Below are 12,794 nucleotides of genomic sequence, written 5' to 3'. Positions count from 1 at the left end.
CTCTCCCCCCCGCCCCCCCCCCCCCCCCCCCCCCCCCCCACAAACCCACCCCCCGCCCCCCTCCCCGCCCCCGCGCCCCGCCCCCCCCCCCCCCCCCCCCCCCCCCCCCCCCCCCCCACTACAGAGTCGTGCTGCATACGCGCCAGTACAGACGGGCGGGCGCTTTCGCGCTTATTATTCCGGCCTTCGATTGAAGCAGCAGAAGACCGCGTGACTGACTCCCGACTCGCTTTCGTATTCCCCGGCCAGGGCTCGCAATCCATTGGGATGTTGGCCGAACTGGCTGAATTGCATCCGCAGATCCGTGAAACCTTTGCCGAGGCCTCCGAAGGTGCGGGCGTCGATCTGTGGGCGTTGTCGCAGGGCGGCCCGGAAGAGCAGCTCAATCGCACCGAATTCACCCAGCCGGCGCTACTGGCCGCCAGCATCGCGGTATGGCGCCTGTGGAATGCACAGGGCGGCGCACAGCCGGCGGTTCTGGCTGGTCACAGCCTTGGCGAGTACACCGCATTGGTCGCCGCTGGCGCGCTGACGCTGCACGACGGCGCACATCTGGTGCGCCTGCGTGGCCAGCTGATGCAGGACGCCGCCCCGACCGGTGTTGGCGCGATGGCCGCCGTACTCGGCGCCGAAGACGCGCTGGTGCTGGACGTCTGCGCCGAGGCTGCTGGTAGCCAGGTGGTGGTGCCGGCCAATTTCAATTCGCCCGGTCAGATCGTGATCGGCGGCGACGCTGCCGCAGTCGACCGCGCCCTCGCGTTGTTGGCCGAGAAGGGCGTGCGCAAGGCGGTGAAGCTGGCCGTCAGCGTGCCCTCGCACACGCCGCTGATGCGCGAAGCCGCCAATCGCTTGGAAGCCGTGATGAACGGCCTGGCATGGCAGCAGCCGGCCTTGCCGGTGGTGCAGAACGTGGATGCACAGGTGCATGACGGCGTGGATGCCATCCGTCAGGCCCTGGTGCAGCAGCTGTACCAGCCGGTGCAATGGACCGGTTGCGTGCAGGCACTGGCTGCACGTGGCGTCAGCCGCGTCGCCGAATGCGGCCCGGGCAAAGTGCTGACTGGTCTGGTCAAGCGCATCGACAAGAACATCGAAGGGCGTTCGCTCGCCACCCCGGCAGACTTTGCCGGTGCGCTGGAAGAGTGGGCCAACTGAGCAAGCGATCGTCGCGCGGGCGTAGTCTGCGCATGGTCATGATGGGCGCTGCGCGTGCGCGGTGCCATGCATACAAGGAACAGATATGAGCAAGCCATTGCAGGGTGAAATCGCGCTGGTCACCGGCGCAAGCCGCGGTATCGGTGCTGCCATTGCCGACGAATTGGCCGCGCTGGGCGCGACCGTCATCGGCACCGCCACCACCGACAACGGCGCCGCCGCCATCGGTACGCGTCTGGCCGCGGTCGGCGGCCACGGCCGCGCACTGAACGTGACCGAGCCGGGCGCGGTGGATGCGCTGATCGACGCGGTGAGCAAGGAATTCGGCGCCATCAGCATCCTGGTCAACAACGCCGGCATCACCCGCGACAACCTGCTGATGCGCATGAAGGACGAGGACTGGCAGGCCATCCTCGACACCAACCTGACCAGCGTTTACCGCACCTCCAAGGCGGTGATGCGCGGCATGATGAAGGCACGCAAGGGCCGCATCATCAACATCGCTTCGGTCATCGGCGTCACCGGCAATGCCGGCCAGGCCAACTATGCCGCCGCCAAGGCTGGCATCATTGCGTTCTCCAAGTCGCTGGCCAAGGAAATCGGCAGCCGCGGCGTGACCGTCAACGTGGTCGCACCGGGCTTCATCGACACGGACATGACCAAGGATCTGCCCGAGGACGCCAAGTCGGCGATGCTCGGCCAGGTCGCGCTGGGCCGCCTCGGCGAGCCCGCAGACATCGCCAAGGCGGTGGCGTTCCTGGCCGGTCCGTCGGCCAGTTACATCACCGGCGAAACCCTTCACGTGAACGGCGGTTTGTACATGCCGTAAGCGTGGTGTGCAGGGAATGCACCCAAGTGGTTGATTGTCGCGGCTTTTTTGTTCAGAAACACCGCCGCTACGGTTTCCACTACACTATCCCACGGCCAGCCCTGGGGGCTGGCGTCTTTTGAACCACTACTCCATCTGGAGCGATATCCTAATGAGCACCATCGAAGAACGCGTCAAGAAGATTGTTGTTGAGCAGCTTGGCGTCAAGGAAGAAGAAGTCACCACCAGCGCATCGTTCGTCGATGACCTGGGCGCAGACTCGCTGGACACCGTCGAGCTGGTGATGGCGCTGGAAGAAGAGTTCGAGTGCGAAATCCCGGACGAAGAAGCTGAGAAGATCGGCACCGTCCAGGCTGCCATCGACTACGTCAAGGCACACGTCAAGGCCTGATCCAGGTCTGACAAGGCGCGGTCGGCAAGCCTGTCTGCCGCGTTGCAAACCCATGGGGCCGCTGATGCGGCCCCGTGCTTTTAAGCTTGAATCTCCCCGCGTGCGGGGCCAGGAGAATCCGCAATGAGTCGTCGCGTAGTTGTTACCGGCATGGGCATGGTGTCGCCGCTGGGCAATGATCTGGCCAGCAGCTGGGAAGGCATCATCAACGGCCGTTCGGGCATCGGCCCGCTGACGAATGTTGCAGATAACTATCTGGAACGTTTCACAACCAAAATTGCAGGTGAGGTCAAGGATTTCGACATCACCGCCGACAACCCCCAGTTCGGCAAGTATCGGGTCACCGGCAAGGATGCCAAGAAGATGGACCCGTTCATCCATTACGGCCTGGGTGCCGCCTTCATGGCGCTGCACGACTCGGGCCTGGAAATCACCGAGGCCAACGCTGAGCGCATCGGCGCCATCGTCGGTGCCGGTATCGGCGGCCTGCTCGGCATCGAAGAGCAGACCATCGAGTTCCACGAAGGCAAGAAGATCTCGCCGTTCTACGTGCCCAAGACCATCATCAACATGTTGCCGGGCCAGCTGAGCATCATCGCCGGGCTGAAGGGCCCGTCGTTCTCGGCCGTTTCCGCCTGCGCCACGTCCAACCATTCGATCGGTACGGCGATGCGCATGATCCAGTACGGCGACGCCGACGTGATGGTTGCCGGTGGCGCCGAGCGTGGTTCCTCGCCGACCGCACTGGGCGGCTTCTGCGCGATGAAGGCCATGTCCACCCGCAACGACGACCCGACGAAGGCCTCGCGTCCGTGGGACCAGGGCCGTGACGGCTTCGTGCTGGGCGACGGTGCCGGCATCCTGATCCTGGAAGAGTACGAACACGCGAAGGCGCGCGGCGCGAAGATCTACTGCGAGCTGGCCGGCTTCGGCGCAAGCTCCGACGCGTACCACATGACCGCACCGAGCGAGAACGGCGAAGGCGCCGCCCGCTGCATGGTCGCGGCCATGAAGGACGCAGGCGTCACCCCGGAGCAGGTGGGCTACCTCAACGCACACGGCACCTCGACGCCGCTGGGCGACCTGGGCGAGACCATGGCGATGAAGACCGCCTTCGGCGAGCACGCCTACAAGATGCTGGTCAGCTCGACCAAGTCGATGACCGGCCACCTGTTGGGTGCAGCGGGCGGCGTGGAAGCGATCTTCTCGGTGATGGCGCTGAACACCGGCATCATCCCGCCGACGATCAACCTGGAAAACCCGAGCGAAGGCTGCGACCTGGACTACGTGCCGAACGTGGCCCGCAAGGCCGATGTGGACGTGGTGATGTCGAACGGCTTCGGCTTCGGCGGCACCAACGGCACGCTGGTGTTCAAGCGGATTTAAAGGCTCAAAGCCCCGCTAAAAGCCCCGCTAAAAGCCCCGCTAAAAGCCCCTCTCCCCTCGGGAGAGGGGTTGGGGTGAGGGTAAGGCCGAAGCAGCAACGGTGAACGGTCGGTTGGGCTCCAGCTCTTGGCAGCCAAACATCGCCAGCCACCCGCACCCTCATCCGCCCCTTCGGGGCACCTTCTCCCGGAGGGAGAAGGGCGCGCTCCTCCCTGACTTCTTCGGGCCCACGATGCACATCCTCCCCCTGCGCGCCGACACCGACCTGCTGGCGCTGCATCGGCTCGCACCGCATCGCTATCCGGTCCTGCTTGAATCCACCGCCGCCGGCAAGCTCGGCCAGTGGGACATGCTGCTGATCGCCAACGGCAGCCAACTCCTGCTTAACCCCGACGGCAGCCTGCAACGCGAAGACGGCACCTCAGTCGAAGGCGACTTCCTCTCCGCACTCGACCGCGACTGGCAATCCCTGTGGCAAGACCGCAACCCGATGGAAGCGGACATCCCGTTCCGCGGCGGCTGGGCCCTGCTGCTCGATTACGAGCTCGCGCAACAGATCGAACCCATCCTGCAGCTGCCACAGCGCAGCGACAGCCTGCCAACCGCAATCGCACTGCGCTGCCCGGCAGCGGTACTGCGCGAGCGCGACAGCGGCCGCTGCATCGCCATCGCCGAAGATGACGCCGCAGACCTGCTCAGCCAGCTCCAGCACGATCAAAACGAAGCCGCGCAGCTGCCGCCCTTGCCGCAGTGGAACGGCCCAACAACCATCAACGAAGACGCAGGCGAGCGCTTCACCGATGGCGTGCACAAGGTCATCGACTACCTGCATGCCGGCGACGTCTTCCAGGTAAACCTGTCGCGCCGCTGGCAGGCCCAGTTCGACGCGCAACTCGCACCCGAAGCGCTGTACGCGCGCCTGCGCACCGCCAACCCCGCACCCTTCGCTGGCCTGTTCACGGCCGCCGGCCGCGCCGTGGTCAGTTCCTCGCCGGAACGGCTGGTCTCGGTCAGCGGCGATGTGGTGCAGACGCGTCCGATCGCCGGCACCCGCCCGCGCTTTGCAGGCGACGACGATGCCGCGCGCATCCAGGAGCTGGTCGGCCATCCCAAGGAGCGCGCCGAGCACGTGATGCTGATCGACCTGGAGCGCAACGACCTGGGCCGCATCGCCGCGCCCGGCAGCGTCGAAGTCGATGAACTGATGATCGTGGAGAGCTACGCCCACGTGCACCACATCGTCAGCAACGTGCGCGCGCGCCTGCGCCCGGGGGTCACCCCGGGCGAAGTGATCGCCGCCACGTTCCCCGGCGGCACCATTACCGGCTGCCCCAAGGTGCGCTGCATGGAAGTCATCGCTGAGCTGGAACAGACCGCCCGTGGTGCCTATACCGGCGCCTTCGGCTGGCTGAACCGCGATGGCGACATGGACCTGAACATCCTGATCCGCACCGCGGAAGTGCAGGGCAGCACCGCCAGCTTCCGCACCGGCGCCGGCATCGTGGTGGATTCGCTGGCCGACAAGGAACTGGACGAAACCCGGGCCAAGGCGCGCGGGCTGTTGCGTGCGCTCGATCCACAATGATGAACGCCGTTTTGGCTGGCGTTGCCGCCAGCGCGGTATCCTGCGCATCCACTATTTGAAGACGGGGTGACCATGGCGGGTGCCAAGCGCGGATGTCTGTTGGTGCTGGCGGTGTTGTTGCTGCTGGTCGCCTTGGCAGGCGCAGGTGCGGCCTGGTTGTGGCAGCGGCAGGGCAACTTTGCCGACGCGCCGCTGACCCCGTCCGAGCAGAGCGTCAGCATCGCTTCCGGTGATTCGCTCAACAGCGTGCTGCGCAAGCTGCGCGCGGCTGGCGTCGATGAAGGCGACGACCTGCAATGGCAGCTGCTGGCCCGCCAGCTCGACGCTGCCGGCAAGCTGAAGATCGGCGAATACGCCCTCGATCCGGCACTCACGCCGCGCCAGCTGCTGTTGAACATGCGCCAGGGCAAGGTGCTGCAATACCGCGTCACCATCGTTGAAGGCTGGAACATCCGCCAGCTGCGTGCCGCCCTGGCGCGTGCACAGCCGCTGCAGCACGAAACCACCGACCTGTCCGACACCGAACTGATGGCCAAGCTCGGCTTCGCCGACCAGCACCCGGAAGGCCGCTTCCTGCCGGAGACCTATATCTACCAGCGCGGCGACAGCGACGTGGACGTGCTCAAGCGCGCCCACGCGGCGATGGAGAAGGAGCTGGCCGCCGCCTGGGCCGAGCGCAGCGACGACCTGCCGCTGAAGTCGCCCTACGAGCTGCTGATCCTGGCCTCCATCATCGAGAAGGAAACCGGCCTGGCCAGCGAGCGCCCGCAGATTGCCGGTGTGTTCGCGCGCCGCCTGAAGATGGGCATGCGCCTGCAGACCGACCCGACCGTGATCTACGGCATCGGCAGCGCCTACGACGGCAATATCCGCAAGATCCACCTGACCACCGACACGCCTTACAACACCTATACCCGCGCCGGCCTCACGCCGACGCCGATCGCCATGCCCGGCCGCGACGCGCTGCATGCCGCCGCCAAGCCGGCACCGGGCGATGCGCTGTACTTCGTGGCCGTCGGCGATGGCAGTGGTGCGCACGTGTTCTCCGCGTCCTACACCGATCACAACAGCGCCGTGGCCGAGTACCTGAAGCGGCTGCGTGCGAAGCGCAGCGAGGCGGCGTCGCAATGAGCGGCATGACTCGAATGATCTACAGGATGTCCCGATGAGCGAAGCACTGGCCCCTTGGCAGCAGCGCGTCTATGACCAGACCGTGGCTGCACTGGACGTGGGCCGGCTCGGCCATGGCTTGTTGCTGTGCGGCCCGGCCGGCATGGGCAAGCGTGCGGTGGCGATGCGGCTGGCCGCGCATGTGCTCAACCACGGCGAGGACGCGGCGGCACGCCAGCGCAACGCCCAGTTGATCGCCGCCGGCACCCACCCGGACCTGCAGTTCACCAGCTTCATCCCCAACAAGACCGGCGACAAACTGCGCACCGAGATCGTCATCGAGCAGGTGCGCGAGATCTCGCAGAAGCTGGCACTGACCCCGCATTACGGCGTGGCCCAGGTGGTCATCGTCGATCCGGCCGATGCCATCAACCGCGCCGCTTGCAATGCCTTGCTGAAGACGCTGGAAGAGCCGTCGCCGGGGCGTTACCTGTGGCTGCTCAGTGCCGACCCGGCGCGCCTGCCGCAGACCATCCGCAGCCGCTGCCAGCGCCTGGAGTTCCGTATGCCGCCGCGCGAGGAAGCCATGGCCTGGCTGCAGTCGCGTGGCTATACCGAAGGCGTGGCGCGTGAAGCGCTGGACGCCACCCGTGGCCACCCGGCATTGGCCGACCAGTGGCTGCAAGGCGAGGGCATGGCCTTGCGCCGGCAGGTGGCCAGCGAGCTCGAGCAGCTGCTGGCCGGCAAGCTGGGCAGCGTCGAGCTGGCCCAGCGCTGGACCGGCGACGACAACGCCGACCTGCGCCTGCGCCATGCCGCCGACCTGGCACTGAAGAAAGCGGCCGACGGCTTGACCGATCCGGCCCGATTGAACAAGCTGGCCGCCTGGTTTGATGCCGCCAATCGCACCCGCGACCTGCTGCGCACCACCATCCGTGCCGACCTGGCCGTGGTGGAGCTGCTGCTGGCATGGGGCGCGGCCAACCAAGTGCAATCCAAGGGGACTATTCGATGAGTGCGACGAACGCCCGCCAGGGCATCCTTTCGCTGGCGGTAAAGGACAAGGCAGCGCTGTACGGCGCCTACATGCCGTTCGTGAAGAACGGTGGCGTCTTCGTACCCACGCCCAAGCGCTACTTCCTCGGCGACGAGGTGTTCCTGCTGCTGACCCTGCCAGACTCCAGCGAGCGCCTGCCGGTAGCCGGCAAGGTGGTCTGGGTCACCCCGCTGGGCGCGCAGGGCAACCGCCAGGCCGGCATCGGCGTGCAGCTCGCCGACGGCGCCGACGGCGAAGCCATCCGCAACAAGATCGAAACCCTGCTGGCCGGCACATCCAGCTCGGACAAGCCCACGCAGACGATGTGAAATCGTGTGAAGAAAGATGTTGACGTGTTCGCTCAGCCCCCTATAATGAGCGGCTCGCAACACGGGCGGTTAGCTCAGCGGTAGAGCATTGCCTTCACACGGCAAGGGTCACAGGTTCGATCCCTGTACCGCCCACCATCAAAATTTGAGTGCTGCAGACAAAACCGGCGAAGGCCGGTTTTTTCGTGGGTGCATGGCGATGAGCCCGTTGTGATCCGGACAGGCATACGTCCTGCGAATGGTCCTCCTGATCGTGTAGCCTCCATCGATCGTCCTGCAGAAGGAGCTGATCTATGCAAAGCAAGATGACGAGCCGTAGTGAGTATGGTGAGCATGGCGGCCGGTCCTACGAAATTCGAGTGCTGGATTGGGAAGGAGCTACGTTCACGGTCGATGTACTCGTGGATGGTTTGCCTCCCAGGCAGGACAGCGACCACAGTTGGCCTACCTACGATGAGGCAGTCCGCCGAGGGCAGGAGCTTGCTAAGGCCATGATTGACCATTGATCGAACAAGTCGACCTGTCGATTGATATGGCTATTGGGGGATAGCGAAAGGGTTCTTATCCTTCGGCTCGGTGTTACTCCATTGCATCAGGTTGCGTCGAATTTCCAGTAGCCGGAACTACACCGACTCCCGCCTATTTGCATCCGGTACGCCAGTGGCGCATCGTCTAAAAAAACCTTGGCCAAGGAAGGAGCGGTGTGAGCAAAGTTAGTGATGATGCGATTCTCCAAGCTGCGTTAAAGCCCAACTTCTGGACTGCACTGCTAGATTCGATAGATCCAAAGGGCATATTTGATCCTGGGACGGCGGAATCACTGGCTGCGTTGCACAATTCCGGAACACTCGATCTAGTGTGTCTGTTCGCAGAGGCAATACCGCTTGAGGGGAGAGAATTCTTCTTGGCGCTTCATCTGATTTGCGCGGCTCTCCCGTTAATCGATGCCGATCATATTGCTGTCAAAGATGCGGTTCGTGGGCTCCACGCAAAGGCAAGTCCAGATCTGGCGGCAAGCAGCATCCTAGATGCGTTTGAGCAATGGGGAGCAAAAAGGCAAGGTCAGGTCGATTTGCTGCTCAATATGGCGAGCGGTGGCGACGCAGGTGCTTTGGAGCTCTTGCCGCAGCTGATTAACGCGTCCTCTGATGATGCGTTGGCTGTAAGGCTGCTTCAATCTACAAATAGTAGAATCGTTGCCGGAGCTTTGCTGGCACTAACCTGGAAGGAACCGTCTGAAAGCAGCAGGGACGCGATTGCTGCGAGGTTGCTCATCTTAGGTTCTCATCGGGAAGAAGGCGAGATCGCGCGTCGGTTGCTCCCGGCTGCCGTGTCAGTGCTTTCCGGCTCTCACCAGGGACAACTTTCTAAGCTCCTAGGAGGCTATGAGAAGGGCGGCTCGCTTGCGGACCTTTACTCTGCAACTGATGCACTATCGCGTTATGCTTGGCGAGGAGGTGTAGCGCACACTCGGCAGTTTATAAGGGTGATAGAAGTAATGGTCTCGGACCACCCTGAGGGCTTGCCTGCGGTGTTGTCGGCGCTCACTCACTTGACCGCAAGCGAATCAGTAGCTCTTGCTGGGGAGTCAATTCGTCGACTGTCGTCGATGGAAGTTTCGGCGGAACTTCGTCCAGCATTTAAGTCCCTTGTCGCAACCATTGCGGCCGATCGAGATCATGCGCCACGAGTAATCGCGGACTGGCTCGCGTATGGCGATGTTTCCATTCTTAAGATGTTGAGCGAGATGATCGGCATCGAGGAAACACCCGCGGCGGCGCTCAAAGTGGATTTCAGTGAGATTCCATCTGATCGCTGGAGTCGCGCAGCGTATGCTGCTGCCGGATGGCTATTCACGAATCAGTTTGTGGCTGTCAATTGTCTTCTATGGATTTTAAGGCATTCGGTCAAGCCAGAAGATAAGTTGCTGGCGAAAGCTCTCCTCAACGACTTGTTTCTGAGGAACTATGGCGGGGTGTTCGAGATGTTAGCTGCATTGGACGAGGCAGACAAACAGGCTATGGGGCTTTCTGAGATTATCTTGGAAGAGCGAGAGCGCCTCAATCGTCTTGAACGCATCGACGTCCCGGAGCTACAGCCATCCGAGCAGATGAACTTTATTCGCCGCGAGATTGACGAGCGAACCTTCCAAGAGGCCGGCGATGCCGTGGAGCCCTCGGGATTGATGGCCGTATTTCCTATGACCCAAGTTCTCTACGGTAAGTCGATTATATCTACTTACCATCGGCCTAATGAAGATCCTAGCTATCAGGAGATAGAAATGAATACCCTCAGTATTCAATTTGAGCAGCCAAGGATGCTCTCTTTAGATCCTCTGAAGCTGGAAATGATTTTATTGAGCTGTAGGGAGCGAGGGCTGAGGTGAAAGTTCTTTTATATGACTATTTGTCATCTCTGCGGGAACGCGACGAACTGGATGCAATCTTCCCTGATCTCTTGGCTGAGCATGGGTTTGAAGTTTTTTCTAGGCCCGGTAGAGGAGGGGCCCAGCGAGGCGTCGACGTGGGAGCGACTCGAGTAGAAGAGTCGGGGCGCGTGGTGTACTTGTTCACAATTAAACCGGGCGACCTGAATAGAGCAGACTGGAGCGGGTCCACGCAGGCCGTGAGGCAGTCACTAGATGAGATCCTGGAGACTTACATTCCCAATCGTCTGCCGGACGAATACCGAAACGATCCGGTCGTTGTCTGCGTCGTCATTGGTGGCGCGATGAGTGAAACGGTGCGTGAACTGTTTACAGGGTTCTGCAGGAAGCACCGTAGCGCGCAAGTCGAGTTTAGTGAGTGGAACGGCGAACGCTTGGCCGGCATGCTGATGAGCGGCAAACATGGGGAGTCGGTAATCGTAAAAGGGCTCCGCAGTCCACTTCAGAAAGCAATCGCGATGGTGGATTTTCCGGATGTTTCAGAGAAGCATTTCAAGGACCTCGCAGAACTAATTAAGGGGGCGGCTATTGATGATGCTGGCTTGGTTCGCGCTGCTTTGCAGATGAATGTATGTGCCTGGATAATTTACGTATGGTGTAGGCAAGCCGGCAATATGGAGTCTGCGATACGCGCCAGCGAGATTTCGTTAACTGCGTTGTGGTCGCTTACATGCAAGGCAGAGAGTAAGTCGGTTAAAAAAAGGATGAGGGAATCCTTCTCGAGATGCGTGGAGATGCATCTTCAGGTATTTGATACCTTCTTCGATAGCCGCATCCGACCAATGATGAGTTCAGAGGACTGGTTGGCGAGAGCAGTTGGTTCGAGGAGCCCTGTGGACGCTAGCCTCATTGGGCACCGTCTACTAGGAAGATGCGCCATAGCTGGACTCTGGCGAAGTTGGCTGCAGGATGAGGGCCGCTCCGTTGCAGGACTGCGTGATGTGGCCAGCTATCTCAAGGATGCAGTGGATGTCTGGGAGCAGAACCCGGCACTCACACTTCCAATTGCGGACTTTCAGTCCGGCAGCATTGGCAGCGTAATGCTGCTTTCGTCCGCGTGTCGGAACGAAGATGTGCGGCTGGCTTCCATTATTGGAGAAATGATATCGCGGTTGGGTTTCGCGCTTGCTTCCAGGACGCGTTACCCAGTTGTGTTCACTTCATATAGTGATTTGGCAATGCATCCCAAGAGCAAGGATGACAGATACTTTGAGCGGGCCGGTGGCGCAAGTACTCTGATTCCTCTGATCGCCATGTTCTGCATTTCCAAGGGACTTGCCGATCAGCTAGACAAGCTATCTGAGGTCGTCTCGAAGCATTGGCCTAAGGCCTCGCTGCAGCTTTGGATGACCGATATGTCCAGCGATGGTGGGTTGCTTCAAGAGCGGGACTACCATGGTAAATCGGTATTGATTGAGCGCGGTAGCAGTCTGGCAGATGTTCAGCGTCAAGTAGCTGCGGCACTTCGTGCGAATGACGATCACTCCAAACTAAGCATGATCTCGGGGAACGTGTCACCTCTCCTAGTTCTTTGTTGCACGAGGATCGGCTTTCCGCTACCCGCGCAGTTGATCGCTGAACTTTGACCGTTGAGATGGCAGTCATGTCCAAGGATTTGATTGCCTTCGCCATGGACTTGACGGCCTCGCTATAGCGCCGAGATGCTGACCGCGCCTGTTGAACATTGTTTCCTGTAGCAACGCTAGGCGCCCGGTCACCGGCGTGAGGTATCTGGATCTGAGGCTGCCGGCCCGGACTGCAGGTGTTGTTGGGGATGTCGACTCCCCGTAACTCAATGCCAGGCTAAAAATGCCTGGATCAAGTTTACGGGCAGGCGACACCAGCATCGAAACCTGGTGACGTGACTACAACGAAGAATGGCCCAAAAGAGCACTCGGCCGGATGACACCTGCCCAGTACGCCGCGCAGTTGGCGGCGAACACAGATAAGATCAATACCGGATTCTAAACCCGACCTCTACTCAGGCCGGGGGCGTCGGGGTCGAGCTGGTTGGTCGAGGGTTTGTAAAGCTCATTGGATGGTTTCCGTTGTTTGGCGGCGCAATTGCACAACAATGCGGCGCTGGTGTAAGCGTTCATCCGTGTTTTATCGTTCTTTCAGTGAGCCATCTGGTAGTAGCCACATGCCGTCGCTTAGGTAGGTTTCTTCTCCGTCGCAGTGTGTAATGTCGTTGTAAATGGACTGCATCTCTTGCTTTGCCATTTCATTTGAGAAATTTTTGTAGCTATGGTAGTTGTTGAGGTCATATCCTAGGGTCTCTAATTTGGAATATTGACTAATATTCAAGTGATTCATTAGTCCTTCAATATCGTGGATCCATTTCTTTCCATTTTTAACGAAATAACGGTTTTTGAAGGCTTTCGGATCATGGATTTCTTCATATCCAAGGTGTAGTGCCAGTTTGACGCTCGTTTCGTAATCCATTTATTTTCCATTTAATGGCTAGGTGGGGCTATATGCTGTGCGTCGGATGCTCTGCGCGTTTTTGGGACTGGGTGTGCCGTCG

Annotated in this window: 11 protein-coding genes, 1 tRNA gene and 1 pseudogene; 12 read left to right on the top strand and 1 reads right to left on the bottom strand. The window is 61.1% G+C overall.

The window, feature by feature from the left end; translation table 11 throughout:
- The first annotated feature begins 210 nt into the window (after nucleotides 1-210).
- The 12 genes and pseudogenes from fabD to ACVOLI_RS14295 form a co-directional block, all read left to right on the top strand.
- Entirely contained in the window at nucleotides 211-1,155 is a 945-nt protein-coding gene (fabD, locus tag ACVOLI_RS14350; RefSeq protein WP_303749117.1) for an ACP S-malonyltransferase, read from the top strand.
- A gap of 85 nt (nucleotides 1,156-1,240) precedes the next feature.
- Nucleotides 1,241-1,984 carry a 3-oxoacyl-ACP reductase FabG gene (gene fabG, locus ACVOLI_RS14345; protein ID WP_303749118.1) on the top strand — a complete coding sequence of 248 codons (744 nt, stop codon included), beginning with the start codon at nucleotides 1,241-1,243 and terminating at the stop codon, nucleotides 1,982-1,984.
- A gap of 151 nt (nucleotides 1,985-2,135) precedes the next feature.
- Entirely contained in the window at nucleotides 2,136-2,375 is a 240-nt protein-coding gene (acpP, locus tag ACVOLI_RS14340; protein ID WP_054659808.1) for an acyl carrier protein, read from the top strand.
- A 123-nt stretch (nucleotides 2,376-2,498) separates the two neighbouring features.
- On the top strand, nucleotides 2,499-3,761 hold the full coding sequence (fabF, locus tag ACVOLI_RS14335) for a beta-ketoacyl-ACP synthase II (RefSeq protein ID WP_481614933.1): 1,263 nt from the start codon (nucleotides 2,499-2,501) through the stop codon (nucleotides 3,759-3,761).
- A gap of 232 nt (nucleotides 3,762-3,993) precedes the next feature.
- Entirely contained in the window at nucleotides 3,994-5,346 is a 1,353-nt protein-coding gene (locus ACVOLI_RS14330; RefSeq protein ID WP_481614932.1) for an aminodeoxychorismate synthase component I, read from the top strand.
- A gap of 72 nt (nucleotides 5,347-5,418) precedes the next feature.
- Nucleotides 5,419-6,477, top strand: coding sequence for an endolytic transglycosylase MltG (gene mltG, locus ACVOLI_RS14325; protein ID WP_481614931.1), 1,059 nt, complete (start codon nucleotides 5,419-5,421; stop codon nucleotides 6,475-6,477).
- Between the two features lie 34 nt (nucleotides 6,478-6,511).
- Entirely contained in the window at nucleotides 6,512-7,471 is a 960-nt protein-coding gene (locus tag ACVOLI_RS14320) for a DNA polymerase III subunit delta' (RefSeq protein ID WP_303749122.1), read from the top strand.
- The gene (locus ACVOLI_RS14315) at nucleotides 7,468-7,821 is read left to right on the top strand and encodes a PilZ domain-containing protein (protein WP_282268537.1); all 354 of its coding nucleotides are present in this window, start codon (nucleotides 7,468-7,470) and stop codon (nucleotides 7,819-7,821) included. Before ACVOLI_RS14320 ends, ACVOLI_RS14315 begins: the two co-directional genes overlap by 4 nt.
- A 63-nt stretch (nucleotides 7,822-7,884) precedes the next feature.
- A tRNA-Val gene (locus tag ACVOLI_RS14310) sits at nucleotides 7,885-7,959 on the top strand.
- A 565-nt stretch (nucleotides 7,960-8,524) separates the two neighbouring features.
- Complete coding sequence (locus ACVOLI_RS14305; RefSeq protein WP_481614930.1) at nucleotides 8,525-10,207, top strand: hypothetical protein; 1,683 nt, start codon at nucleotides 8,525-8,527, stop codon at nucleotides 10,205-10,207.
- Nucleotides 10,204-11,853 carry a hypothetical protein gene (locus ACVOLI_RS14300; RefSeq protein WP_481614929.1) on the top strand — a complete coding sequence of 550 codons (1,650 nt, stop codon included), beginning with the start codon at nucleotides 10,204-10,206 and terminating at the stop codon, nucleotides 11,851-11,853. Before ACVOLI_RS14305 ends, ACVOLI_RS14300 begins: the two co-directional genes overlap by 4 nt.
- 253 nt (nucleotides 11,854-12,106) lie before the next feature.
- Nucleotides 12,107-12,235, top strand: a pseudogene (locus ACVOLI_RS14295) (IS3 family transposase); the annotation flags it as partial.
- 138 nt (nucleotides 12,236-12,373) lie between these two features.
- On the opposite strand, the gene ACVOLI_RS14290 reads toward ACVOLI_RS14295, so the two are convergent.
- The gene (locus ACVOLI_RS14290) at nucleotides 12,374-12,712 is read right to left on the bottom strand and encodes a hypothetical protein (RefSeq protein WP_481614928.1); all 339 of its coding nucleotides are present in this window, start codon (nucleotides 12,710-12,712) and stop codon (nucleotides 12,374-12,376) included.
- Nucleotides 12,713-12,794 lie beyond the last annotated feature (82 nt).

The sequence above is a fragment of the Stenotrophomonas sp. STEN029 genome (genome assembly GCF_056760015.1).
This window is presented reverse-complemented; position numbering and strand designations above follow the sequence as displayed.